The sequence below is a fragment of the Halomonas huangheensis genome (assembly GCF_001431725.1).
GTDB classification, from domain to species: Bacteria; Pseudomonadota; Gammaproteobacteria; order Pseudomonadales; family Halomonadaceae; genus Halomonas; species Halomonas huangheensis.
On sequence record NZ_CP013106.1, the window covers coordinates 3,094,075 to 3,118,969 of the forward strand.

The 24,895-nt window shown below is 58.7% G+C and carries 21 protein-coding genes; 9 read left to right on the top strand and 12 right to left on the bottom strand.

What is annotated here, in order from left to right:
- The first annotated feature begins 156 nt into the window (after nucleotides 1–156).
- The 4 genes from AR456_RS13520 (at nucleotide 157) to AR456_RS13535 (ending at nucleotide 4,239) form a co-directional block, all read left to right on the top strand.
- On the top strand, nucleotides 157–1,392 hold the full coding sequence (locus AR456_RS13520; protein ID WP_021818842.1) for a TRAP transporter substrate-binding protein: 1,236 nt from the start codon (nucleotides 157–159) through the stop codon (nucleotides 1,390–1,392).
- A complete protein-coding gene (locus AR456_RS13525) occupies nucleotides 1,392–2,009 on the top strand; it encodes a TRAP transporter small permease (protein ID WP_021818841.1) in 618 nt (205 codons plus the stop codon). The genes AR456_RS13520 and AR456_RS13525 overlap by 1 nt, the downstream gene beginning before the upstream one ends.
- A gap of 10 nt (nucleotides 2,010–2,019) precedes the next feature.
- A complete protein-coding gene (locus AR456_RS13530; RefSeq protein ID WP_021818840.1) occupies nucleotides 2,020–3,300 on the top strand; it encodes a TRAP transporter large permease in 1,281 nt (426 codons plus the stop codon).
- Nucleotides 3,301–3,456: 156 nt separating this feature from the next.
- Nucleotides 3,457–4,239, top strand: coding sequence for an IclR family transcriptional regulator (locus AR456_RS13535; protein WP_021818839.1), 783 nt, complete (start codon nucleotides 3,457–3,459; stop codon nucleotides 4,237–4,239).
- Between the two features lie 35 nt (nucleotides 4,240–4,274).
- Here AR456_RS13535 and AR456_RS13540 read toward each other — a convergent pair whose 3' ends face one another.
- The 4 genes from AR456_RS13540 to AR456_RS13555 form a co-directional block, all read right to left on the bottom strand.
- Complete coding sequence (locus tag AR456_RS13540; protein ID WP_021818838.1) at nucleotides 4,275–4,757, bottom strand: universal stress protein; 483 nt, start codon at nucleotides 4,755–4,757, stop codon at nucleotides 4,275–4,277.
- Nucleotides 4,758–4,867: 110 nt separating this feature from the next.
- The gene (locus tag AR456_RS13545; protein WP_021818837.1) at nucleotides 4,868–6,208 is read right to left on the bottom strand and encodes a TRAP transporter large permease; all 1,341 of its coding nucleotides are present in this window, start codon (nucleotides 6,206–6,208) and stop codon (nucleotides 4,868–4,870) included.
- Complete coding sequence (locus tag AR456_RS13550; protein WP_021818836.1) at nucleotides 6,201–6,758, bottom strand: TRAP transporter small permease; 558 nt, start codon at nucleotides 6,756–6,758, stop codon at nucleotides 6,201–6,203. Before AR456_RS13550 ends, AR456_RS13545 begins: the two co-directional genes overlap by 8 nt.
- 135 nt (nucleotides 6,759–6,893) lie before the next feature.
- Entirely contained in the window at nucleotides 6,894–7,961 is a 1,068-nt protein-coding gene (locus AR456_RS13555; RefSeq protein WP_021818835.1) for a TRAP transporter substrate-binding protein, read from the bottom strand.
- A gap of 311 nt (nucleotides 7,962–8,272) precedes the next feature.
- Between AR456_RS13555 and pdxR the strand changes: the two genes are divergently transcribed.
- Nucleotides 8,273–9,799 (top strand): MocR-like pyridoxine biosynthesis transcription factor PdxR, encoded by a 1,527-nt coding sequence (gene pdxR / locus AR456_RS13560; protein ID WP_021818834.1) that lies wholly within the window; start codon nucleotides 8,273–8,275, stop codon nucleotides 9,797–9,799.
- Here the strand turns inward: pdxR and AR456_RS13565 are convergent.
- Genes AR456_RS13565 through AR456_RS13575 form a run of 3 tightly spaced genes read right to left on the bottom strand, consistent with a single transcriptional unit; the run spans nucleotide 9,772 to nucleotide 14,052 of the window.
- Nucleotides 9,772–10,935, bottom strand: coding sequence for a CobW family GTP-binding protein (locus AR456_RS13565; protein WP_021818833.1), 1,164 nt, complete (start codon nucleotides 10,933–10,935; stop codon nucleotides 9,772–9,774). The genes pdxR and AR456_RS13565 overlap by 28 nt on opposite strands.
- Nucleotides 10,922–12,565 carry an amidohydrolase gene (locus tag AR456_RS13570; protein WP_021818832.1) on the bottom strand — a complete coding sequence of 548 codons (1,644 nt, stop codon included), beginning with the start codon at nucleotides 12,563–12,565 and terminating at the stop codon, nucleotides 10,922–10,924. Before AR456_RS13570 ends, AR456_RS13565 begins: the two co-directional genes overlap by 14 nt.
- On the bottom strand, nucleotides 12,565–14,052 hold the full coding sequence (locus AR456_RS13575) for a sodium/glutamate symporter (RefSeq protein ID WP_021818831.1): 1,488 nt from the start codon (nucleotides 14,050–14,052) through the stop codon (nucleotides 12,565–12,567). Before AR456_RS13575 ends, AR456_RS13570 begins: the two co-directional genes overlap by 1 nt.
- 127 nt (nucleotides 14,053–14,179) lie before the next feature.
- Here AR456_RS13575 and AR456_RS13580 point away from each other — a divergent pair, with 127 nt between their 5' ends.
- A complete protein-coding gene (locus AR456_RS13580) occupies nucleotides 14,180–15,082 on the top strand; it encodes a LysR family transcriptional regulator (protein ID WP_031207687.1) in 903 nt (300 codons plus the stop codon).
- A gap of 5 nt (nucleotides 15,083–15,087) precedes the next feature.
- Here AR456_RS13580 and AR456_RS13585 read toward each other — a convergent pair whose 3' ends face one another.
- A complete protein-coding gene (locus AR456_RS13585) occupies nucleotides 15,088–16,536 on the bottom strand; it encodes an NAD(P)/FAD-dependent oxidoreductase (RefSeq protein WP_021818828.1) in 1,449 nt (482 codons plus the stop codon).
- Nucleotides 16,537–16,577: 41 nt separating this feature from the next.
- Nucleotides 16,578–16,970, bottom strand: coding sequence for a nuclear transport factor 2 family protein (locus AR456_RS13590; protein WP_021818827.1), 393 nt, complete (start codon nucleotides 16,968–16,970; stop codon nucleotides 16,578–16,580).
- 216 nt (nucleotides 16,971–17,186) lie between these two features.
- On the opposite strand from AR456_RS13590, the gene AR456_RS13595 reads away from it, so the two are divergent.
- The gene (locus AR456_RS13595) at nucleotides 17,187–18,209 is read left to right on the top strand and encodes an AAA family ATPase (protein ID WP_021818826.1); all 1,023 of its coding nucleotides are present in this window, start codon (nucleotides 17,187–17,189) and stop codon (nucleotides 18,207–18,209) included.
- Complete coding sequence (locus AR456_RS13600) at nucleotides 18,206–19,969, top strand: cobaltochelatase CobT-related protein (protein WP_021818825.1); 1,764 nt, start codon at nucleotides 18,206–18,208, stop codon at nucleotides 19,967–19,969. Before AR456_RS13595 ends, AR456_RS13600 begins: the two co-directional genes overlap by 4 nt.
- Here AR456_RS13600 and AR456_RS13605 read toward each other — a convergent pair.
- The 3 genes from AR456_RS13605 to xsc all read right to left on the bottom strand — a co-directional run bounded on the left by AR456_RS13605 (nucleotide 19,944) and on the right by xsc (nucleotide 23,842).
- On the bottom strand, nucleotides 19,944–20,696 hold the full coding sequence (locus tag AR456_RS13605) for a TSUP family transporter (RefSeq protein ID WP_021818824.1): 753 nt from the start codon (nucleotides 20,694–20,696) through the stop codon (nucleotides 19,944–19,946). The genes AR456_RS13600 and AR456_RS13605 overlap by 26 nt on opposite strands.
- Before the next feature lie 21 nt (nucleotides 20,697–20,717).
- Nucleotides 20,718–21,734: a phosphate acetyltransferase gene (gene pta / locus AR456_RS13610; RefSeq protein WP_021818823.1), complete on the bottom strand. Its 1,017-nt coding sequence runs from the start codon at nucleotides 21,732–21,734 to the stop codon at nucleotides 20,718–20,720.
- Between the two features lie 275 nt (nucleotides 21,735–22,009).
- The gene (gene xsc / locus AR456_RS13615) at nucleotides 22,010–23,842 is read right to left on the bottom strand and encodes a sulfoacetaldehyde acetyltransferase (RefSeq protein ID WP_021818822.1); all 1,833 of its coding nucleotides are present in this window, start codon (nucleotides 23,840–23,842) and stop codon (nucleotides 22,010–22,012) included.
- A 214-nt stretch (nucleotides 23,843–24,056) separates the two neighbouring features.
- Here xsc and AR456_RS13620 point away from each other — a divergent pair, with 214 nt between their 5' ends.
- Complete coding sequence (locus AR456_RS13620) at nucleotides 24,057–24,884, top strand: IclR family transcriptional regulator (protein WP_021818821.1); 828 nt, start codon at nucleotides 24,057–24,059, stop codon at nucleotides 24,882–24,884.
- The last annotated feature ends 11 nt before the right edge of the window (nucleotides 24,885–24,895 follow it).

A 24,895-nucleotide genomic window follows, 5' to 3' on the forward strand; every position in this document is an offset into this window, starting at 1 on the left:
ATCACGTCAATATCGAGACAAATAAAATCATTTTTATTGATCGAATCGCGACAGCCTTCTATGGTGAAACAGGATCCAACACCAGGGTCCCGCTTCTGGACTCAGAAGCCACTACGCATCCCTATACACCAAACACAACATTCGGGAGCACCTCACATGAGCACACGCCACTCTTCTCCTTCTGGGCTATCGCGTCGCGACTTTCTCGATATTTCGGGGCGCTTTGGCCTGACATCCACATTGCTGGCCGCCAGCGGATTGGGCGTCGGACTCACCGCTTCGAGCCTGGCGCGAGCCGCCGACAGCGAACAGCAACGGCGCTACAGCACGGAACCCCAGTTCCAACTGCGCTTTGGCGCCTCGGGATTCAATGAGCGCAACCTCGACATCCAGAAGTCCGGTCAGCTGTTCTTCGCTCGCGATCTGGAAGAGCGCACCAACGGCGCCATTCGCGTCGAATTCATGGGCAGCAACGAGGTGTGCAACCAGCTCGACTGTGTAAGCAAGACGCAACAGGGCATCGTCGATATCTTCTCGGCCTCGACACAGAACTCTGCCGGTGGGGCCCCCTACCTCAACATCCTCGACTTCGCTTACATGTTCCCCAGCGTGGCGTCGATGTTTCATTTCTTCTACGACCCACGCAGTGAAGCTCTGCTGCGCGAGCCACTGCGCCAGCGCCATCAGTTGCAATTCCTGTTCACTCATTGCGACCTGCGTGGCCTGATGATGGGCATGAGCTGGGCCGACAAGCCGCTGATCACCAGCCTCGAGGAAATACAGGGCACCAAGAATCGGGTAACCGGCACACAGCTGGGACGCATTGCCATGGAGCAACTGGACCTGAACCCGGTGCCCGTGGCCTGGGAAGAAACCCTGGATGGATTACGTCAGGGCCTGCTGGATGGCGCCGAGACCTGGATGAGTGCAGTGGCCTATGCAGGCATGGCCCCGGTGGTCTCTCAAGCGGTAGACCTACGCTTCTTTGCCGGAACCGAGCACACCGCCATGAGCCTGCAGAAATTCGACAGCCTCGGCAGTGAGTTGCAGGACCAGGTCATGGAGTCAGCCTATGCCGCGCAGATATTCACCCAGGGAATGAACGAGGCCGGACGCTACGAGATCATCGGTGCCACCGAGCATCCGGCAGCCAATACCGTGTTCGCTCAGAACAACGTGCGCGTGGCTCCGCTCTCCGATGAAATACGTGCCCAGGCCGAACAGCTCTGCGCGCCGGAGTTCAACCCCGAACCCTGGGAGCAATGGCGCGAGCGTCTCAACGCCTGGGCAGGTGATATCGATATCTACAAGGAAATTCATGGAATTGCGCGTGAAATTCCTCGTGATATTGCAGCCGTCAATGTGGCGCCAAGGCGCTGGTGGAGGTCGTGATGAATCAAGGTATTCACCTCGAGGCGTCTGCTGACGCCTCTGGTCGCGAGGAGCAAGCGACCTCAGCCAAACCACATTCCGATGGACAATACCCCGTCTGGTTACGGCCGTTGCGGTGGCTGGATGACCATCTTGAAAAGGTGATCATTCTCACCGCCTACAGCGGCATGGCAGGGATCATCTTCGTCGAGGTGGTACGACGCTTCCTGTTCAGTGCCCAGGCGCCCTGGAGTACCAGCATTCCAGTGCTGCTGTTCCTGTGGCTGACGTGGTTTGGCGCCTCGCTCAACGTCAAGAAACGTACCCATCTATCGCTGAACGAGATACGCATGCGTCTGCCCTACGTCGGTCAGTACATGTGTCTGATTCTCGATGCCGTGCTGTGGGTTGGTTTCGGCATCATGGTCATCTACTTCACCAGCAACCAGGTTGAACTGGCCTACATGAATTTCGCCATCGTCCCCGGCACCGACAATGTCATGCAGTGGTGGTTCTACCTGGCGACGCCTCTGGCATGGACGCTGATCATCCTGAGGGTGATGCAGAACCTGTGGCAGGATACCTGTCGCTTCCGACGCCGCGAGCCGTTCCACCTGCAACCCTCGATCATGGATTAGGAGACACGTCATGACGGATGGAATCCTGATCGGTCTGACGACGGCCGGTTGTACACTGTTCTTTCTGCTGGGTGTGCCGATCTTTCTGGTCATCGGCCTGTGGGTGGTCGGGACCAGCCTGATCATCGACTTCACGTTGGCCAATATCGGCGTGACCCTGTTCCAGGGCCTGAGTTTCTTCGGTCTGCTGGCATTGCCGTTGTTCATCCTCACCGGCGACCTGATCAACGCGGCAGGTATCGCCAAACGGCTCTCCGACTTCGCCTATTCCGTGCTCGGTTGGATGCGCGGCGGCATGGGTATGGCGACCCTGGGCGCCTGTGGCCTCTTTGCGGCCATTTCCGGCTCCAATGCCGGCACCACTGCCACCATCGGCTCGATCATGCAACCGGAGATGGTCAAGAACGGTTATGACGAACGCTTCTCCGCAGCCACCGCTGCCTCGGGCGGTACGGTCGGCATCATTATTCCGCCCAGCATCATTTTCATCGTCTATGGCTTCATGATGAACCTGTCGATCAGTGACCTGTTCATCGCCGGTATGATTCCCGGTGCAATGATGGTGCTGGGGATGATGGTCGCCTGTCATCTCGTGGCACGTCGACATGGCTGGGGCACGCTGATCCCGTTCAAGGCTGGCTCCAGCGCGCGCTTTGCACGCCGTGCCTATCTAGGTTTCGCGACCATCGGTGTGGTGCTCTACGGTATCTATTCTGGAGCCTTTTCACCCACCGAAGCCGCCGCGATCACGGTAGGTTTTACGCTGATCGCAGGCCTGTTGATCACACGCGAGATCCGCTTTACTGCCCTTCCCGGCATCATGCTGCGCTCCGGCCAGATCGCCGGCATGCTGGCACCACTGATCGCGATCTCGGTGGTCATGCAGCAGTTGCTGTCGGTACTGGGAGCCGGTCGAGTTCTCGAAGAGCTGCTGGTGGGACTAGGCAACTACTATGTAGTGCTGGGCGCCTGCATGGTCATGATTCTGCTGGCTGGCATGATCCTCGAGAGCCTGCCGGTGACCATCATTCTGGCGCCGATCCTCGCACCCATCGCCCAGAATGTCGGCGTCGATCCCATCCACTTTGCGGTGATCTTCCTGGTGGGTGCCGCCATCGGCTTCGTCACGCCGCCCTTTGGACTCAACCTGTATGTGGCCAGCAGCATCACCGGCATTCCCTACCTGCGGCTGGTGAAGTACGTCCTTCCCTACTTCGTCGCGCTGTTCACCTGCTGGATCGCCATATCACTGTGGGCACCGCTATCGCTGATGCTGCTCGGTGGAGGATAGTCCTCCCGGTAGTATGCCGACATCCCGCACAGGTCCCGCGGCAGGCCAACTGTCAGCTCATCAGCTATCGTACTGATATGGCTGACGAATGGTCTCGCCGCGTTATCATGGGCGCCATGTCACCTTGATCGACCGTGCTCAAGCAAAGGATCGCCTATGTCCACAGAAAGTGGCGAATCACGCCGCAACACCACCAACTCCACTCTACAACGTGGGCTGGTGCTGCTTGAAACCATCGCCACTGCTACGCATGGCATGAGTGCCGCAGATCTTGAACGCCAGCTGGAGATTCCCAAACCTACGCTGCACCGATTGCTCAAGCAGCTTGAGGAACAGGGGTTGATCGTACGCGACCCCGAGGGGCGAAGTCTGTTGCCGGGAGAGCGCCTGCACCGAATCGCCATGGGTGTACTCGCCAACGAAAACCTGAAAGCGCCACGCCGCATGTTGCTGAAACGACTCGCCGATGAGGTTGGCGAAACCTGCAACCTGACGCTGCTTGATGGCCATGAAGTGCTCTACTACGAAAGGGTCGAAACCAACTGGCCGGTGCGTATCCAGTTGCCCCCCGGATCACGGTTACCATTGCACTGCACGGCGAGTGGCAAGCTATTCCTCGCCCTGATGCCCAGGGTTCAGCGCCAGAACCTTCTCCAGCATCTGGTACTGGAAGCCTATACACCTTATACCGCCACCGAAGCCGACGAGCTTGAGGCACACCTGGAACGCATCGCCGATGATGAGTTGAGCATCGACAACGAGGAGTTTATCCAGGGCATGGTCGCCATCGCCGTGCCCGTCTACGATCAGGCGGGACGTATTCAGGCTTCACTGGCGATTCATGCGCCGCGACTGCGCCACACGATCGAAAGTCTGCGCGAGTGGGTGCCACGCATGCGCCGCATCGCCGGAGACCTGCAACACACACTATGGACCTGACCCCGTAAATTAGAGCGATGCTCCCTTGCGCGCCTTCATACCGGTGGTACCACCACCACCGGTATGCTGGCGCGCTTGATTACCCCCTTGGTGACCTTGCCGGCATAGGAGGCGGTGAAGCCGCGCTTGTTGGTGGCCATGATGATCATGTCGCAGTCATGCCGCGTGGCGTAACGGATGATTTCCGACGCCGGATAGCCTTCCACCACCACCTTCTTCTGGATCAGATCCGGGGATGGCAATTCGCCCAGTGGTGACTCCCAGAATTCCTCAAGAAAGTCATCCAGGCGCTGCTGGGCCTGATCGAGACGCTGCTCCATCAGTGTCTCCAATGTCTTGCGCTGCCTGATATTGGCCTTGAGTGTGTGCATGACGTCATCGGATAGCGCCTTGACCGCATGCAATACATGTAGCTCTGCCCCCAGTGCCTGGGCCAGGCATAGAGAATGCGCCAGCACCTGTCGGCAGTCATCTCGCAGCCCAAGGCAACACAGCAGTCGACGAATCGAAGTAGGCATGGCGTTGCTCCTTCCTGTCCCGTGTATTGTGTGTGAGTGCTTTACATCGAGTGACGTATGTCCAATCCACCATCATCGGTAACCGCGGAAAGCCGTGCCGATAGCCACAGTCAGTAGCCCAGTACCCGCGGCAACCACAGCGACAGCTCGGGGAAGTACGCAATCATGAACAGGGCAAACACCGAGGCACCGGCGAACGGCAGAGCCTTGACTGATATTTCTTCAATGGATGACCCGCCAATCCCCGACGCCACAAACAGGTTCTCGCCGAGAGGCGGCGTCTGGAAACCGATCGCCAGGGCACAGACCACAACAATGCCTACATGCACGGGGTCCATACCCAGCATGTACATGATCGGCAGCAACACCGGTGTCAGAATCATGATCGCCGCGAGGGTTTCCATGAACATGCCGACGAACAGCAGGAAGGTGATCACCATGGCCCAGATGAGATAGATATTGTCAGTCATGCCAAGCATTCCTTCGGCGATGACTGCCGGTACACGCTGCTCAACCAACAGACGTCCAAATACCGTTGCCGTGAACAGAATCAACAACACTCTCCCGGTAATCCAGGTGGTGGTTTCCAGAGTCTTGAGTGTCGGCTTCCATTTGAGTTCCTTATGCATGAAGGTACCCACTACCAGGGTATAGGCAATCGCCACAATCGCAGATTCGGTCGGGGTGAAAAGCCCAGAATAGATGCCACCAAGAATGATCAAGGGCGCCAACATTGACCAGATACCACGCTTCAGACTTCTGCCGATATCGCCCATGGACCAGTGGTCACTCAAGCCGCGATAGCCTCGGCGTTTCGAGATCACATAATTCACTGCCAACAGGCAACCAGCAATCACGATACCAGGCACCACTCCGGCGATGAATAGCTTGGGAATTGATAGCGTTTGAAAGGAACCAAACTCGGCGACAGCTTCCGCTGGTGGCTGCAACCCCATACCGGAAATGCCGAAAATCACCATCGGAATCGAAGGCGGAATCACCACACCCAGCCCACCGGAAGACGCGGTGATCGCCGAACCGTAGCCCTTGTCATATCCGCGATTGGCCATGGCCGGAATCATCAACATGCCAACTGCCGCAGTCGTCGCCGGGCCGGACCCGGAGATGGCGCCGAAAAACATGCAGGCAAAAACCGTCGCCGCGGCCAGACCACCAGTCACCGGACCGGCGAAGGCCTCAGCGATATCCACCAGCCGCCGAGAGATGCCTGCCGCCTCCATCAGCGCTCCAGCGAGAATAAAGGCCGGCAATGCCATCAACGGGAAAGAGCCAACCGAGGTGAAGGCAATCTGTACAAAGGACATTGGGTTCTCGCCCAATGACAGATACGTTGCCAGCGCCGCCACACCCAGCGATACCGTAATCGGTGCTCCCAGCACCAGCAACAGGAAGAACACGCCAAAGAGTACGTAGATAATGGTGTTATCCATTTCTGGAGCCCTCCTCGCGTGCGCCAGATGTCGAAGCCTGTGCTTCTTCAATGGCCTCGGCATCAGGATTGGAAAGCTCGCGATGCTTGACGAAACGCAGATAGTTGTTCTGTAGAATTCGTAATGTCATGGCAATAAAGGCCACAGGCAGGATCACATAGAAGACCTTCATCGGAACCCCGAGAGTCTGCGATTTCCAGAACATATTCATCTTGTTGAACACGAAGTCATAACTGAGCCAGATGAAGACCAGGTTGAAGCCAATCCAGATAACATCGGTCAGCACACCACAGGCTGTTTCAACCCAGCGAGGAAAGAAACGAAACTGGAAGGTCACACGGTTGTGAGCCGATTTTCTGGTGGCATATACGGCACCAAGATAGGCAAACCAGATAAAGGCATAGGTTGCCAGTTCATCTCCCCATGGCAGCGAATAATTGAACAGATTACGCATGATGATCTGCACAAAAAGCAGCAGCACAAAGGTCACCAGCAATAACTGGCAGAGGATGTTCTCGATATTATCGAGCAGCTTCCAGAAGCGTTTCATGGCCAAGGATCTCCTGGGTCGGGCGGAGCGCCCCCCTGTCAATGCGGCCTGCATGAAGGCTGTCAGCGCCAGCTGAGTCAGCGGTGAAGCAAGAGCCACCCTGCCACGACCGATGGTGACAGGGTGGTGGCGAGGTCAGGGTGCGGGATCGCGACCCAGAGCACTCAAGGCTGCATCAAGCTTTTCCTTGCCGCCGATACTGTCGTAGAAATCCGGCCAGATACTGGTCGCCTGCTTGATCCACTCGCTCTCGTCATTGGCGGGCTCGGTGATTTCCATACCGTACTCATCAACCAGGCGCTGCTTGATTTCACCCTCCTGTGCCAACAGATACTCATAGCTGTGCTCGGTGGCTTCCTCACCGGCTGCCAGCACCGCTTCCTGTTGTTCAGGCGACAGACTCTGGAACTTGCTCTCGCTGATGATCAAGGGTTCCATCGAGAACACGTAGCAACTGTCGGTGACGTAGTTCTGTACCTCGTGGAATTTCATGGCATCAATGGTGATGTAGGGGTTGTCCTGACCATCGACGACCCCCTGCTGCAGAGCGGTGAAGGTTTCCGACCAGGCCAGCGGGTTGGGATTGACACCCCAGGCCTGGTAGGCCGCGATCATGATCTCGTTCTTGGGCACGCGAATGACCAGTCCTTCCAGGTCCTCGGGGCTCGCCACAGGGTGAGCCGAGTTGGTCAATCGTCGGCAGCCGGAATAGGCCCAGGCCAGAATTCGGACGCCGGCATCACGCACGGTGTTATCGACCATTTCCTGACCAATTTCACCATGAGTGAGCGTTCGAGCATCCTCGGGGCTGCGGATCACGTAAGGCAGGGTCATCACCCCGACCGTGGGGGAAAACGGTGTGATGTTGTTGATCGCCAATACCGACAGGTCGAGCAGCCCCATGCTGGCATTGTTGATGGTGTCCTGTTCACTGCCGAGCTGCCCATTGGGAAACAGATCAACAGTCACTTCACCGCCGGTTTTCTCTTCTACCAGGCTGGCAAAGGTGGTACCCAACTCGTACTGGGTTCCTCCGGCAGCATCACCCAGTGCCATTTTCCAGGTGTCGGCACTGGCCTGCATGCTGATGCTCAGCATCGTCAGCGCAACGACGCCACTCAGCGCGGTACGAGATAAACTGCCGCAACGCCGTTCTGATGTACCGCTGGTGACTCGGCTGGTCATATTGGCTATTGGACGCATTCTGATCTCCCATCTTGTTGTGCCACCTGAATGGCGGCGATCTTGTATTGGGTCATCCTGCTTTATCGAGCGCTCTCGGATACCAGAACACGACGGTCCAGCGCTCATTTCCCTATCCACTTTCCCCCTGCGAATCCAATGCCCATAGAACCAGTGGACCCATATCGATTGGACCAGTGGCAGCCCAGGCTCGACATGGGATAAAAGCTGTAACAAGGTAAGAGATCAAGACAACTCTGATTGATGGTGATAAGTCACCATCCTGTTGGTCGACTGTCCAATAACCACAACATCAATAGTGAAGCGACGGAATGAGTGCTCCCCTGTTCCACCTTGACGCCGGACGTCAGGAAAGTCTTCAGTGCCAGCTTCGCGAGCAGATTGCCCATGCCATTCTCGAGGGCCACCTGCCTCTCGATGAGGCTCTGCCGTCCAGCCGCCGCCTGTCCAGAGAGTTGGGCGTGGCGCGCAACACCGTGATGCTGGCCTATGAGCAGCTCCTCGATGACGGCTACCTCGTCGCCCGCGAACGCAGTGGTTACTTCGTCAATCCCGACATCCTCGATGGTCGAGTCCAGACGGCACCGGATACTGCAGACACTTCGCCGCCAGATGAGCTGGATTGGGATTCGCTGCTGACCATGAAGCCATCGAACCAGCGCACCATCACCAAGCCACGCGACTGGCTACGCTACGACTATCCGTTCCTGTATGGCCAACTCGATCCCGGGCTATTTCCGTTCCAGCACTGGCGCGAATGCAGCCGTGATTCAGTGAGTGTTCCGGCGGTTCGCCACTGGTCATCGGACCACCTCAGCGAAGACGACCCGCTGCTGATCGAACAGATTCATCAGCGTCTTCTGCCACGCCGCGGTGTCTGGGCCCGCCCCGAGGAAATCCTCATCACTGTAGGAGCCCAGCAGGCGTTGTGGATCACCACCATGCTGACCCTGGGACCAGAACGCCGCCTGGCAATGGAAAACCCCGGTTATGTCGACATGGTCAACATCGCGCGCACCTTCACCGATCAGATCACGGCCATCGATGTTGACGACCTGGGGCTACCGCCCGACGACCGCCTCGAGGGCTGTAATCTGGCCTATGTCACACCAAGCCATCAGTCCCCGACCGGGGTCACCATGCCCATGGAGCGACGCCGCATGCTGCTGGAGCGTGCGGCGAGACATGATCTGCTGATCATCGAAGACGACTACGAAAGCGAGACCAACTTCGCCGACAACCCGACTCCAGCGCTGAAGAGCCTGGATACAGAGGGGCGTGTGATCTATATCGGCAGTCTCTCGAAAACCCTGGCACCGGGTCTACGCCTGGGCTACATGGTCGCGCCTCCGGCACTGATCCGTGAAGCCCGGGCCTTGCGCCGCCTGATGCTGCGCCACCCGGCGACCAACAACCAACGCGCGGTAGCGCTGTTTCTCGATCGTGGCTATCACGACGCACTACTACGTCAGCTACGCCAGACCTACCAGCGACGCTGGCAGATCATGCGTGAGGCACTGGACAAGCATCTACCCGACCTGCGGACAGGCTCCACCTTCGGAGGCTCCTGCTTCTGGCTGGAAGGCCCCGAAAACCTTGATGCATCATATCTGTGTCAGCTGGCCCGTGAACACAGCATCCTGATCGAGCCAGGGGATCTTCATTACCTGGAGGGTAATCATCAGCACGTCTTTCGCATGGGCTTCTCGGCGATTGACGATGCGCGCATCGAACCGGGCATCGAACGCCTTGCCACCCTACTTCCCCAGGCAATGGGGACAAACACACAAGACGCTTCTCGAAGCACCGCTCACAAACCCTCGACCTGCCCGCCATAAACCGCGCTCCCGCTCACTTCTGCGTGCTTATCCAGCGCCTGCAAGCGCTGGATAAGTTGATCGAAACGCAGGCCTCCGCGACCAATACAGACCAGCAGCGAACCATTGGCGGACGGTGCATGCCCTCGACATACCAACTGTCTTCCGCTCAGTTGCAGACTCACCCACCGCTCACCATCCTCGGATCGGCAATGAATAAAGCCCTTGGCACGCAATAGTACATCCAGGTATTCACGCAGAACCGACTCGAGCTCAGCGAGCAGCAATGCGGCACCGAAACGCACCGTTTTATGACTCATGCCATGGGCGGCACCGCGATGGCTGTTCAGTCCTGCGGAGGGGAAGAATACCGTCGGGCGAGACGATTCCTTGCGAGACAATTTCTGGCTAGACAATTCCCGGCAAGACCACTCCGGGCGCCGAGCGTGTTCCGTTGCGACTTCTGCTGTCGGTTCAGCCTTCAATTCGCCTTGCAATTCGGTCCTGTCGAGCACCTGTGGCATACATTCGAGGCTGATTCCCGGGGCCTGCTCCTTCAACCATTGCAGCAAGGTGTCCCGCGCCTCCCCCGCTGGCAGTCGATTGACCAGGATTCGCTGCGCAGCCACCAATTGGGCGCGCCACAGTTGCCCCACCTGCATATCGGTTGCCAACCGCCGAGCCTGACCGGCATCCACCAATACCACCACTGCGGCCAGGCGCATGCCCGGCGCCAGCCGTGCGACATCGGCAATTCGTGCCGGATCGGCGACACCACTGGCCTCGATGATCACTTGTGATGGCCGCGACTTGAGGCGCAGCGCCTGGGATAGCTGCTCGACCAGGCTGCCTCCGAGGGTGCAGCACATGCAGCCATTGGTCAGCGCCAACACGCGATCATCGCGATAGGCAATCGACTCAACATCGACATTCACTGCACCCACGTCATTGACGATAATCAGCGCATCATCCACCTGGCCCTCTGCAATCCGCTGATTGAGCCAGGTCGTCTTGCCGGCACCAAGAAATCCGGCAATCACCGTTACCGGCAGACGGGAATCGATGACCTCGCCATCACCGGCAACTGACGCACTCACCTCACCCACCTCACCCACCTCACCCACCTCACCCACCTCACCCACCTCACCCACACCCATGACAGCGACCTCCCAGCATGGTGGCGTGTACACCGACATTGCAGAGCTCGGCGGGATCAATCTGCAAGGGATCGTCATCGAGAATCGCCATATCGGCGAACTTGCCGACATCGAGGCTGCCGACTCGATCATCAAGACCCAGGGTATAAGCCGCTCCGAGGGTAATCATTTCCAGCGCTTCACTGACGGAAACCGCTTCGTGTTCACCCAACTGACGACCGCTGGCGGTTCGACGGTTAACCGCACACCAGGCGGTAAACAGAGGTCCCAGCGGCGTCACCGGTGCATCGCTGTGGATGGCCAACGGTATCCCCAGGCGGCGCGCCGAGGCCAATGGTTCAAGGCGCTGGCATCGCGAGGGCCCCAGGGTACGCTGGTAATGGATGTCGCCCCAGTAGTAGATGTGGTTGGCAAACATGTTGAGGCACACTCCCAACTTCGCTGAACGCCGAAGCTGGGCATGATCGATGACCTGGCAATGCTGCAGCGTGTGACGATGGTCCGCACGCGGCCATAGTGTCAAAGCCTGATCGATGGCATCGAGCATCAGCTCAACTGCTTCGTCGCCATTGGTGTGGATATGCAATTGCAGTCCGGCCTGGTGATAGGCCTGTACCAGATCGGTGAGTACCTCGGGGGCCGCATTCCACAGGCCGTTGTCGTGTCCATCATGGTACAGGGGCCATTTCAGCCGTGCGGTATAGCCCTGAATGGAGCCATCGGTCATCAACTTGGCCAACCCGAAGTGCAAGCGCTCATGGTTCCGCGACCTGGCCGCCTGCAGGCGTTCGATGCCTTCTTCGGCACTCCAGGACAATACGCCCATGGCCGGCACCAGACGCACCGGATAATCAGGACTGCTGGTGACATCGACCATCGACTCGATCGCATCGTCGGTCATCGGGTTGTAGAGGTCGGTGATGGTGGTTACCCCTACTGCAGCGGCAATCGCGCCATAGCGGCGTAATACATGCGGCGAGCCGACATCATTGAACAGATTGCGTCCCAGCGCATCGAAGACCACGAACATCGCCGCCATCTCCTTCAGCTCCCCATTCGGCAGTCCCTGCTCATCGCAGATGATACCTTCGACACTCGGGCCGTCGAGAATGCCGCTACGCTCCAGCATCACGCTATTGACGGTCATGGCATGAAAGCTGGCATGCATCACCACCAGCGGGCGATCTGCAACCGCCTCATCCAGTTCATTGCGGGTCAGGCGTAGACTGCCGCCGTCCTCGTCCTCGAAGTAGACGGGATCGAATCCCCAGGCGATCAACGGCTCGCCGGGAGGCAGCGTTGCCGCATGCTCGCGCAGCCGTGCCTGTACCTCGGCGACACTCTTGAGTCCGCTCCATTCTCGGCCTTCGGCGTCGTTGCGCGCAAAGTAACCCAGATACAGGTGATCCCACATCGCGCCTTCCAGCGCATGGCTATGGCCTTCGACGAACCCCGGCATGATGACCTTGTCGGCGAAGCGCTCATCCCAGACACAATCTTCACCGTGAGGCATGGTATCGGCGTCACCCACCGCCAGCACACGCTCGCCATCCACGGCAATATGGGTCGCCTCGGGCTGTGAGGGGTTCATGGTCAGGATGCGACGGGCGGAATAGATGGTAATAGTCATCAGGACGCAGCTCCCTTGCTGAAGCGAGGTTTGGACGAGGCAGCCCCTATGGCGGGCACTCGGGTAGAGGATTTCCAGGCACTGGACAGTGGGCTTGCTCCGCGACGTGACCAGAACCACATCAGCGGCAGACAGGCGGTGAAGAACAACGCCGAGCCACCGAAGATCAATAGGTAGCTACCACCGGTCAGTGACGGCACGATCGGCGCGAAGACCATCAGAATCGGTAGATTGACCAGCACGATCGCCAGATTGAAGAACGCCAGTTCCTTGGGTACCGAGGTCGAGAAATCGGCATCCATCATGCGCAGCAACAACAGCCCGGTACCGGTCGACCCGCAGCAGCAACCGAACGAGGTGACGACCCGCTCATATCCGAGCTTACCGCTCATGCGTCCGATCAGCACACAGCCAATCAACGAGGCAGCGGTCACCGCGACACTGACCAGCAACACCGGCAGCAGTAGCGCATAGAGCACGGCAAACTGGATACTCATCAGCGTGCCGACCACCATGAAGTCCACCGAACTACCGGTGATACGCTTGAGAGTCTCGTCATCGACACGATGACTGAAGCCGAGCCGGTCGATGACCATGCGCATCAACACGCAGACACCTAATCCATGCAGAAAGAACAGATTGTGGCTGAACAACACATTCATCTGAATGCCATAGGGTGAGGCATTGCCGATCACGCCCTGCATGAAGGTCAACCACAGGTGGGTGAGCACATAGGCGACCGCCAGAAGGCCGAGGTGATAAGCCAGTGAGTCCAGATTACCCGGATGAGACACCATCCTGCCCATGGTGGGTGATGTGACTTCTCCATCATTGTCTGCCGCGTAGAATCCCTGACGGAAACTGGCGTCGAGACGCGATGCCTGGTTGGCATTGAGCCCTTTTTTCAAATAACGGCGAGCCACAGGGATACCAACGACGAAGGCCATCAGGAAGCCAAGCGAGGCATAGATCAATCCCACCTGAGCCGCGTTGGCCACGCCATATTCATTCTCCCAGATACTGCCGTAGGTGAGCGCCTGTCCCGGTCCCTGGGTAAAGCCATGCGTGACGATCGCGCCCAACCATCCACTGATATCAGAACCGGTGAAGGCATCGTAACCCGTGATCATCAGATAGCCGATCACTCCCTGCAGCCCGAGACTTATGCTCCAGGCCAGCGTCATCCACAGCCCGCCGCGCACGATGCTGCCGCCACCCAGTTGGTCACTTTTCGGTGCTCTACCCGTCAGACACAGCGACATGAAACTCAGGGTGAAGAAATGAAAGGTCAGCGTCGTGAAATCGCCGGGGGAGTATCCCGGCAATACATCGAAAGAAAGTAGCGCAAAGCCCAATACACCGCCGACAATACTGGCCGGAACCAGCGACATCCTGAGTAGAGGAATACGGTTGCGCAGCAAGCTGCCCAACCACAGCATTAGTGCCAACAGGGCGAAAGCAATCACCCCCTGGAAGGAATCGTGCATGGCAGCATCACCTGATCTGTTGTGTTTGTCTGTTTCGGATGATTTCTGTATCGCTTTCTGAGGCTAGGCCGCCTATTGTTGCCTGTATAATATCGTTTATATTTCAATCGATACCTCTGAGGCATCAATGCGCATTGAAATACGCCACCTTCGCGCCCTGATCACGGTCGCAGAATGTCTGCACTTCCGACGCGCCGCCGAGCGCCTGAACGTCGCCCAGCCCGCCCTGAGTCGCACTATCGCGCAACTCGAGGAGGCGGTCGGTGAGACGCTTTTCCAGCGCAACAATCGTCATGTTCAACTGACCGAACCCGGACGGGTAATGCTCGAGGAAAGCCGCCAGATTCTCGGCCATCTCGATGATGCCGTGCTCAAGACACAACGCGCGGGACGTGGAGAAATCGGCCGTCTGGCGATCGGCTATACCGACTTTGCGATTACCGGACGCCTGCCGGCACTACTCGATGATTTCCGTCACTGGCGAGCGGATATCGATTTCGACCTGCACTTCGGCTCCACCGCCCAACAACTCCAGGACCTGCAGGACAAGCGGCTGGATTTCGGCTTCATTACCGGCCCAAACCTGACACCAGGCCTTGTATCTCGCCCCATCCAGCGGGATTTCTTCATCGCCGCGGTCAGTGAGACACATCCACTCGCTCAACGAGACAGCATCCGCCTCGAGGAACTGGCCCATGAACCGTTTATCGTTGGCAACATGCAGATGTGGCGCCACTTCCGTCGCAAACTCGATGAAATCTGCGCCAGGGCGGGGTTTCAGCCGAATGTGGCTCAGGAAACCTTCAACAGCGAGACGATCTTCGGCTTCGTGGCGTGCAATTTTGGTGTCACTGTGCATCTGGAGTGCGCCAGTAACTACGTCAGGAAGGGGGTAAAAATACTGCCACTGAGCAATGTCAGTGACAGTCTGGTAACCGAAGTGGCATGGCGGGATGGCAGCCTATCGCCTGTACAGCGATCATTCCTCGATCGGCTCGAGTCAATGCTGCCCAACCCGCAGGATCTATAGCGGGATCAGCGCATCTCGTCCTTGAAGCAGTACCATTTATAAAGGAAGCGCTGCCCCATGCGCCGGAATGGCGCAAAGGCCTCGGATTCAACCATCTCTCGCACATTGGGATAGGGCAGTCTGGAGGTGAAGATCGGCAGGTCGAGCTTGTGCCCGTCTCCGGCGATCCACTGCGCCAGGCGCTTGCCGGCCTGCGCCGAGTACATCACGCCATTGCCCCCGTAACCAAGTGCATAGTAGATACTCTCGCGAGGGTCCGGCTGATGGATACGCGGCATCATGTCATGGCTGACATCGACCCAGCCCCACCAGGAATAGTCGATCTGGATCCCCTTGAGCGCCGGAAACTTGCGCTCCAGGTTGGCGATCAACACCTGACGATAGCGCTCCTTCGGGGCATCACGTCCGGTAACCGCACTGCGGCTACCGATCTGTACCCGATTATCAGGCAGCAAGCGATAGTAATGCCGAAGTACCCTCGTATCGGTCAGTACCTGGCGAGTGCGAAACCCTGTGGCTTCGATCTCGGCTTCACTCAGCGGACGTGTCACCACTGAGTTGGAAAGAATCGGCAGCAGTCGGTTCTTCAGCGCATGGTGCAATTGTCCGGTGATATAGCCTCCCGTCGCCATACCGACCGCACGCGCCTTGACCGTGCCGCCCGGGGTGCGTAGATAGTGAACATCACCACGCGTTTCCCAGCCCAGAACCGGGCTCGCCGGATGTACCTTGACGCCCAACGCACGCGCCTTGCGCTGGTAGCCGAAGGCCAGTCTGGCGGCATGAATACCGATGCCTTCGGGTTCATGCATCGCCCCGGCCGCTTCCGTGTCACCCACCCACTCATTGCGCACTGTATCGGCATCGATGATGCGAGCGTCATAGTCGAAGGTCTCGCGCAATAACCTGGCCTCCTTCTCGAGACCAGGCATCATCCGCGAGCGATGGGCAATATACAGGTGTCCACCGGGCTGCGGCTCACAGTCGATATCGGCGATCAGCGACTTGAAGGCCTGCATGCCCTCGACACACTCGCGATGAAGACCCAGAGCGGTTTGTAGACCATAGCGCTCTATCCATTGCGAGCGCTTGAGTCTCCCGGATGCACACTGGGCCTGCCCACCATTACGAGTGCTGCAGCCCCAACTGACACGATTGGCCTCCAGCACGGTAGCCTTGATGCCGTATTGCTCGGCGAGGAAGATCGCTGCCGTCAGTCCGGTAAACCCGGAGCCGATAATCACTACATCGGCATCAGTATCACTGACAATGGGACCATCATCCGCAGGCGGCTCACCGGCCGTACCGATCCAGTAGGTTGGCGCGTAATCACAGCCAGTGCCGGCCTGTGGTGCCGTCAAGGGATCGTATGCCGGGTCGTAGGGAGCCTGGGCAGGCGTATGATGCTCGTCCGCCTCCGCCTGGCCGCCGACAGGGCCTTGTATATCCAACATGGCACTGCTCCTTGATCAGGGCATTCATCAGCAAAGGGGGCTCAAGCGTCCTGCACCGACACCGCTGGCCGTTGCTTGCGGAAGGCGTTCTTCACGGCAATCCTGCCATCACGGAAGGTAAAGGCATCGATCATCCGAGCTTCGGAACGCATGCCGTCAGCCGTCGTGCCGCAATAGGTGCTTTCGGTGTAACCACGGTCGCCGATCACCACATGAACGGCATCCACCCATTGCGCGTCCGCAGCATTCTTCCATGCAGCACTCAGTCCCTCACGGACCGCATCCTTGCCGATGAAGCTGTTACCCAGCAGGTCCGGGCCACCTACGGCATGGAACTCGCAATCATCGGTCATCATCGACATCACCGCGTCGATGTCATGACGATTGAGTGCATCGCTGAAATCCTGCAGAAATTGTGTGTCTGGCTGGCTCATTTCGTATCCCTTTGCATGTTGTTTGAGATTGGGGGCTTTCCCTGTACTGAGCCTACGACGGTGCCAGCAGCACACTTAGCACCAGTTACCAGCCATCGGTTGGGCCAGCGTCAAACCAGAAATCCCATAAAATTTCATTTTCCGATACGATTTGATTCATTTTAAGAAATAGATCTATAGTGGCGAAACAAGAGTCCGCTTCACAGGATCATGACCATGCTCACTCCACACTCCTCTCTCGATGACAAACCACACTCCTCGCTCGATGCCACACCGCCCCCCGGACAACACTGGCGCAGTGCACGGGAACTGTTCGATATTGACTCGGATCTCCAGGTACCGGTGTTCGATGCGCATGACGACCATGTCCCGGAAATTGATCCCTGCTACCGTTTCAACACCGATGTCACGCTGGCAATTCTTGCCGGCTTCACCCGCAATCGTCGTGTCATGGTTCAGGGGCTGCATGGCACCGGTAAGTCCACGCATATCGAACAGGTGGCGGCCCGACTCAACTGGCCGTGCATAAGGGTCAATCTTGACGGCCACATCAGCCGTCTGGATCTGGTGGGTAAGGATGCGATCGTATTGCGCGAAGGCGTTCAGGTCACCGAGTTCCAGGAGGGCATCGTTCCCTGGTCGCTGCAGCGACCTGTGGCACTGGTGTTCGATGAGTATGATGCCGGTCGTCCGGATGTGATGTTTGTTATCCAGCGTATTCTCGAGCGTGATGGTCAGTTCACCTTGCTCGACCAGAATCGAGTGATTCAGCCGCATCCGATGTTCCGACTGTTTGCTACGGCCAATACCGTGGGATTGGGTAACCAGGATGGCCTCTATCATGGCACTCAACTGCTCAACCATGCCCAGATCGACCGCTGGAACATCGTTGCTCGGCTCGATTACCTGCCACGTGCTGAGGAGGTCGACATCGTGCTGGCGCGGGTACCGAGCAAGAACAGTGAAGCTGGCCGCCGTCTCGTCAATGCCATGGTCGCCGTCGCCGAACTGACTCGCCGAGGGTTCGCCAATGGCGACCTGTCGACGTTGATGTCGCCGCGCACGGTCATCACCTGGGCGGAGAACTGTGAAATATTCCGCGATCCGGCGCTGGCCTTCCGTCTGTCCTGGCTCAACAAGTGTGATGAGTATGAACGGCCGCTGATAGCAGAGTTCTACCAACGCTGCTTCGACCGCGAGCTGGAAGAAACCACTACCCAATCAGAAGAGCCGTCATGACGTCTCACACCCTCCCTGCTCATCTGCGCCGCCAGCAATATATCGAGGAACTCGAGGCCGCAGCATTGCGTGCCGCCACGGCGGATGGCGCCTGGCACTATCGAGCACGCCGGCTGCATCATGGTTCCGGAGCTGTCGCGTTGCGCGCACCGCATCTGCGCCTGAATGACGACAACATCAGGCTGCAGGACTATCGGGCGGTCAGTGATGCCATGGCGCTGCGCTGGCAGCACAGCGACTCTCGGTTGCACGCTCGACAGCGGCCGGAACAACCTGAGGCGCGGTTGGTCTATGACCTGCTCGAACAACTGCGAGTTGAGTCGCTGATCAGCACCAGCATGCCGGGGACGGCACGCAACCTTGAACAGCGCTTCCAGCGCTGGGCACTGGATTACTACAACAGCCAGTTGAGTGGTACGGCGCTCGGCCAGCTACTGCTGTGTATCATCCTGATCAGTTGGTCACGTCTTATGGCCCGCCCGGTGTTCGAGGAGATCGAAGACTCACTGGAAGCGACGCGTGCCGGCATCGTTCCCGTACTCGGTCACGCTCTGTCCGGTCTGCGTCGCGAGCGCCACGCTCAGGCCAACTATCAAGGTCACGCACGCCATATCGCCGACTGGCTTGGCGAGCAGTTGCAGGACGTCGACATCAAGGACAGCACCGAAGATGATGACCAGAGCCTTGACCCCAGGCGACAGCTGGCCATGCTGCTCGAAAGCGAGGATGACATCGACATCGAGCTCTCTCAGTCACTTAGCGGCAATAGCCCCACCTGTCACGACCACGCCTATCGCGACCATTCTTTCAATTACCATGCCTTCACCACGGCCTATGACAGTGAAGTCGAGGCCATAGGCCTGGTACGCAGTGCACTGCTTGATGAGTATCGTCAGCGCCTCGATCAACGCATCGCTGCACAGCGCATCAATGTGCGACGTCTGGCGGGAATCTTTCGTCGAGCGCTGTCGCAGCCCGAACGCGACGACTGGCACCACGGCGAAGAAAGCGGAATCATCGATGGCAGGCGGCTGGCACAGATCGTGTCATCGCCACTCGAACGACGCATCTTCCAACGCACACGCTACACGCCAGCCAGCAATGCCCAGGTTGCCTTTCTCATTGACTGCTCCGGGTCGATGAAGACCCATGCCGAAGCCGTTGCCACGCTGGTGGAATTGCTCACCCGTGCGCTGGACATGGCCGGCGTCGCTACCGAGGTACTCGGCTTCACCACTGGAGCCTGGAACGGAGGCCGGCCCTACCAGGAGTGGATCAAGGCCGGTCGTCCACCCGGCGCTGGGCGACTCAACGAGTGCCGACACTTGATATTCAAGGAGGCTCGATGCCCATGGCGACGTTCACGGCGCGCCTTCGGCGCGATGTTCAAGGCTGATCTGTATCGCGAGGGCATCGACGGCGAAGCGCTGGAATGGGCCAGCCAACGCCTGCTTGGTGCCGATGTGCAGCGCCGCCTGCTGGTGGTCATCTCCGATGGCAGCCCCTCCGATAGCGCCACCCAGTTGGCCAATGACCGCCACTACCTGGACGACCACCTGAAGGAAGTCATTGCGCGCAATGAGCGCCACGGTCAGATCGAAATTACCGGGCTGGGTGTTGGCCTCGACCTCAGCCCCTGGTACCGTTACCACCGGATCATCGACCTGGAACAGACCCTGGACAACCGCCTCGCCGATGAAGTCGCTCAGTTATTGGTGGCCCCACGCCGCAAGATCACCCAAATGCGACACCAACAATGATACTGATCCCCAGCCCCACCAGGGTAAGCATCGCGACCCGGCGCATGGTGTCAGCACTACAGGGCGGCGGATAACGACGGCCGAGCCAGGTGGCCACTCCCACTACCGGCATGGCCCATAGCGCCAGACTCCAGACGTCGGCGGTCAACCCCCCCTGAATACCAACGAACAAGGTGCGCATGCCAGAGGTCAGGGCGAAGCACAGGATCAACAGGCGGCGGATGGTATCCAGTGAAAGAGGTTGCCGATAGCAGTGATAGATCACCGGTGGCCCCGGCACTCCAAAAAGGCCACCGCACAACCCGGTCAACACACCACTCATCGCGAAGGTCCAGGAGGGCGAAGTCCGGCTACGAGGACGCGGCTTCAAGGCAATACTCAGGCCGCCATACAGCACCAGCACACCGAGTAGCAGCGTCATCAGCTGTTGCCACTCCCGATCGAGCCATTCCAGCAACCAGACACCCAGCGCAATGGAAGGCACGATGCCCAACCCCAGTGCAAGCACTCGCCCTTTTCCCAGCCCCCGCCATTTCCCGGGTAGCGCTACGGCGCTGTTGACCAGGGTGACCAGGCTGATCACCGCCGCCAGCACCGGCACCGAAGCCATGCCCATTCCCCCGGCGGCGCCCATGACGATCATGCCCAACCCAAATCCCGAGACGGTGTGCAGGTAGCCTGCCACCGCCATGATCGCCAATACCACCAGCAATGCTGGTATCTCCATGCCTGCTCCCATCACTGGACGTCACTTGCCGAGCGTGCTGGACCGCTGCTGAGCCTGAACCGTCGTTACGGCGATGACGTTGACGATATCCGCTACGCTGCAGCCACGCGAGAGGTCATTGGCGGGTCTGGCCAGTCCCTGCAACAGAGGACCAATCGCTTCGGCACCACCGATGCGCTCGGCCAGCTTGTAGCCGATATTGCCTGCCTCGAGGTCAGGAAAGATCAGCACATTGGCGCGCCCCTTGACCCGCGAGTCGGGTGTCTTGCGCTCGGCGACCTCGGCAACCAGAGCCGCATCCAGTTGCACATCTTCGTCAATCGCCAGTGCAGGACGCGCGGCCTTGACCCGGCGTGCCGCGTTCACCACCTTGTCGACAGCGGCATGGCGAGCGCTACCTCCTGTCGAGAATGACAGCATGGCCACGCGAGCCGGATCACCCAGCAATGCCTCAGCGCTATCAGCAGCAGCCATCGCGATCGCTGCCAACTGTTCCTCATCAGGATCGACCACCAAGCCGCAATCGGAAAAGATCATGCCCCCCGTCAGGTCATGGAACGGCTTGCACAACATCATCAGGAAAAAGCTCGATACCAGGCTGCTCTCCGGGGCCTTGCCGATCAACTGGATCGCGCAGCGAACTACATCCGCAGTGGTATGCACCGCCCCGGCCACGCTGCCATCCGCCAATTCTTCACGCACCATCAAGTTGGCGAACACCAGCGGGTCCAGTACGCGGCTCGCCGCCTCGTCTGCACTCATACCCTTCGCCTCCCGCAATTCGAGCAGCCGTTGGGTGAGGCGCGGTCGGAGCTCCGAGGTCTGGGGGTCGATCACTATCATTCCAGCCAGATCTACATCAGCCTGACGCGCGGCACTGCGTATGTCATGAGCATCACCGACCAGCAGAATCTCGGCATAACGCTGCTCAACCGCCAATGCAGCGGCCTTGAGGATTCGGGGGTCTTCACCTTCGCAGAGCACGATGCGCCTGGGCGCCTGACGGGCTCGCTCACGTATATGGTTGAGGGCCTTCATCGCCTTGCAGACTCCGTATCAGTGCTGAGTTGTCATCGTCAGCATTCAAGAAAACCCCGGCCCAGAGGTACGAGTCAGGGCCGGGGTAAAGCGTCATACCGGACGAGAGAGCATGGGTGGCATCACGGACAAGGAACGTCCACCAGCTTCCGGCACGACTCCTGCACTTCTTGTGTCCAACCGTTGTGTCCAACCGTTGTGTCCAACCGCTGTGTCCAACCGCTGTGTCTACACGCTGCATCTACACACTCTTGAGCTGATTACGCGCTGCAGACCTATACGTAATCCTGATACTTCTCCAGCATCCGCACCGGCTTGCGCAGCGCATCGCGGCGGAAGGGATCGCCCAGCTCACGTGTACACATGATCTCGATGATGGTGGTCTTGCCCTCGTTCATCTGCCGATCCACCGCCTCGCGCAGAGCAGGACCCACGTCTTCGAGGCGATCCACGGTGACGCCTTCTGCACCCATCGCCCTGCCTATCTCGGCAAAACTCTGGTTGTCGAGCTCACCGGCGACAAAGCGGCGATTGTAGAAGTCGACCTGGTTCTTCTTCTCCGCGCCCCACTGGCGGTTGTGGAAGACCACGGCGGTGACCGGAATGTTGTGACGCACGGCGGTCATGGTTTCCATCATGCTCATGCCCCAGGCACCATCACCGGCATAGGCGATGGCCGGACGGTGTGGCGCCGCCGCCTTGGCACCGATGATCGTCGGCAAGGCGTAACCACAGTTACCGAAGCTCATCGGCGCGAAGAAGCTACGCGGCTTCTCGAAGCGCAGATAACTGTGGGCCACCGAGTTGATGTTGCCGATATCGGTGGAGACCATGACATCTTCCGGCATGGCCTTTTCCAACTCTCTCAGCACCTGCCGCGGATGCAGGTACTCGCCGCCGGAGAACGGCTTTTCGTCTCGCGCTTCTTCAATGGAATCGAGGCTGAAAGGGTCGCGCTCATGCGTCCACTCATCCAACTCCTGCTCCCAGGCCTCCTTCTCGGACTTGACCCTGGCCAGACGCTCCTGCTTGTTGTCGTCACACGCCAGATGACGGCTTTCCAGGCGCTTGCTCAACTCGACCGCAACAGCACGAGCATCGCCACAGATACCTACGGCAATCTTCTTCACCAGCCCCAGCATCTTGTGATCGGCATCGACCTGAATGATGCGGGCATTCTGCGGCCAGTAATCCATGCCATGCTGCGGCAGCGTTCCGAACGGCCCGAGACGAGTGCCCAGCGCCAGTACCACATCCGCTTCGGAAATCAGCTTCATTCCGGCCTTGGAGCCCTGGTAACCCAGCGGGCCGCACCACTGCGGGTGACTGGCCGGGAAGGAGTCATTGTGCTGGTAGCTGTTGACCACCGGCGCCCCCAACCGCTCAGCCAGTGCCTTGCACTCTTCAACGCCATCCGCCATCACCACGCCGCCACCGGAGACGATCACCGGGAAGCGGGCCTCGGCCAGCAGAGCGACGGCTTCCTCCAGCGACTGTTCGCCGCCCGGGCCCCGATCGACACGGCGCGGCTGAGGAATCTCGGCTTCAATCTCACCGTAGAAGTAGTCGCGAGGGATGTTGAGCTGTGTCGGACCGATTTCCGACATGGCACGGTCGAAGCAGCGGCCGGTGAACTCTGCCATGCGCGTGGGGTTGGTGACATGGCCCTGATACTTGGTGAACTCCTGGAACATCGGCAACTGGTTACATTCCTGGAAGCCACCCAGCCCGATACCGGTGGTACCGGTTTCCGGGGTAATCATCACCACCGGGCTATGCGCCCAATACGCCGCAGCTATTCCGGTCACGCAGTTGGATATGCCAGGGCCGTTCTGGCCGATGACCACCCCGTGGCGTCCAGAGACTCGGGCATAACCATCCGCCATATGCGCGGCGCCCTGCTCATGCACGACGGGAACCAGACGAATGCCGGCCGGGGCAAAGATGTCCATGGCGTCCATGAACGCCGACCCCATGATGCCGAAGATATCGGTCACTCCATTGGCGACCAGCGTTTCGACGAAAGCCTCCGACGGTGTCATCTTCTGCTTGCCCTGAACGACCTGGCGGTTATCGGTATTGTCCTTATTGGTGTCGTTGTAGCTCATTGGCTCCTCCACGGAACGAGAACAGGCATAACTGCTTTTGAATCGAATTCATTTTTTGAAGCTAATTCATTTTTCGATACCCAAAGTTCCGTTTTACGAAACTTGAGAAAAATGTAGCGTCAGACCCTGGCGACGTCAACACCCATTTCAAAAAACGGTACAAATTGATTTCTTTTCAGGAATAGATAGAATTCAAGTCAAGGGGGACACCGCCATGACCACACCGCGTATGGATACCAGAAGCATCGAGGGAGATACGCCAGCTCAACGTCTGCTGGCCTTGCTGGAAGTCATCGCCGACAAGGGGCAGTACTTCACACTGCAGAGCCTTGTGGATGAAACAGGCCTACCGAAACCAACGCTGCATCGCATGCTGCAGCAACTGGAAAACTCCGGCATGTTGCAGCGTGAGGCCGACAACCGGCACTACTGCATGGGCTCGCGACTACGCCGTCTGGCCGAAAACCTGCTGCTCAATGACACCGTGCAGGGAGCCCGCCATGCGGTGCTCGCCGAACTGGTGCGTGAGGTGGGAGAAAGCTGCAATATCACGGCGCTGTCAGGCTCCGAGGTGCTGTACCTCGACCGGGTCGAAACATCCGCGCCGTTGCGCTTCTATCTGCATCCCGGCTCGCGAGTACCGGCTCACTGCTCTGCCAGCGGCAAACTGTTCCTCGCCCAGTTGGGGGCTACTCAGCGTCGACGCCTGCTGGCCGAGATGCCGCTGGAAAAGTTCACGCGCAACACCATCACCGATCTCGAGTCACTGGAAGAAGAGGTCGCGCTGGTCAAGAGCAACGGCTTTGCCTTCGATGATGAAGAGTTTCTGCCGGGCTTGTTGTGTATTGCGGTATTGGCGCCCAACCCGACCGGGGTCTCCAATATAGGCCTCGCTATCCAGGCCCCGGTGATGCGCATGGACCGGGAGCGCGCCCTCGCCTGCCTTCCCGTGCTGGAACGCGCGGCAGCCGCCATCGCCCGCATCAATCAAGGTGCACTTCCTGAAGCCACTGCAGACGAGAACACCGAAGTCAGCGGATAGCACTAATGAAC

Coding starts and splice junctions, on each gene's coding strand:
- pdxR (WP_021818834.1), top strand. CDS start 8,273: ATGAGTGCTCCCCTGTTCCACCTTGACGCCGGACGTCAGGAAAGTCTT.
- AR456_RS13545 (WP_021818837.1), bottom strand. CDS start 6,208: ATGGATAACACCATTATCTACGTACTCTTTGGCGTGTTCTTCCTGTTG.
- AR456_RS13600 (WP_021818825.1), top strand. CDS start 18,206: ATGACGTCTCACACCCTCCCTGCTCATCTGCGCCGCCAGCAATATATC.
- AR456_RS13570 (WP_021818832.1), bottom strand. CDS start 12,565: ATGACTATTACCATCTATTCCGCCCGTCGCATCCTGACCATGAACCCC.
- AR456_RS13580 (WP_031207687.1), top strand. CDS start 14,180: ATGCGCATTGAAATACGCCACCTTCGCGCCCTGATCACGGTCGCAGAA.
- AR456_RS13595 (WP_021818826.1), top strand. CDS start 17,187: ATGCTCACTCCACACTCCTCTCTCGATGACAAACCACACTCCTCGCTC.
- AR456_RS13565 (WP_021818833.1), bottom strand. CDS start 10,935: ATGGGTGTGGGTGAGGTGGGTGAGGTGGGTGAGGTGGGTGAGGTGGGT.
- AR456_RS13535 (WP_021818839.1), top strand. CDS start 3,457: ATGTCCACAGAAAGTGGCGAATCACGCCGCAACACCACCAACTCCACT.
- AR456_RS13525 (WP_021818841.1), top strand. CDS start 1,392: ATGAATCAAGGTATTCACCTCGAGGCGTCTGCTGACGCCTCTGGTCGC.
- pta (WP_021818823.1), bottom strand. CDS start 21,734: ATGAAGGCCCTCAACCATATACGTGAGCGAGCCCGTCAGGCGCCCAGG.
- AR456_RS13530 (WP_021818840.1), top strand. CDS start 2,020: ATGACGGATGGAATCCTGATCGGTCTGACGACGGCCGGTTGTACACTG.
- AR456_RS13520 (WP_021818842.1), top strand. CDS start 157: ATGAGCACACGCCACTCTTCTCCTTCTGGGCTATCGCGTCGCGACTTT.
- AR456_RS13540 (WP_021818838.1), bottom strand. CDS start 4,757: ATGCCTACTTCGATTCGTCGACTGCTGTGTTGCCTTGGGCTGCGAGAT.
- AR456_RS13550 (WP_021818836.1), bottom strand. CDS start 6,758: ATGAAACGCTTCTGGAAGCTGCTCGATAATATCGAGAACATCCTCTGC.
- AR456_RS13605 (WP_021818824.1), bottom strand. CDS start 20,696: ATGGAGATACCAGCATTGCTGGTGGTATTGGCGATCATGGCGGTGGCA.
- AR456_RS13555 (WP_021818835.1), bottom strand. CDS start 7,961: ATGCGTCCAATAGCCAATATGACCAGCCGAGTCACCAGCGGTACATCA.
- AR456_RS13590 (WP_021818827.1), bottom strand. CDS start 16,970: ATGAGCCAGCCAGACACACAATTTCTGCAGGATTTCAGCGATGCACTC.
- AR456_RS13575 (WP_021818831.1), bottom strand. CDS start 14,052: ATGCACGATTCCTTCCAGGGGGTGATTGCTTTCGCCCTGTTGGCACTA.
- AR456_RS13620 (WP_021818821.1), top strand. CDS start 24,057: ATGACCACACCGCGTATGGATACCAGAAGCATCGAGGGAGATACGCCA.
- AR456_RS13585 (WP_021818828.1), bottom strand. CDS start 16,536: ATGTTGGATATACAAGGCCCTGTCGGCGGCCAGGCGGAGGCGGACGAG.
- xsc (WP_021818822.1), bottom strand. CDS start 23,842: ATGAGCTACAACGACACCAATAAGGACAATACCGATAACCGCCAGGTC.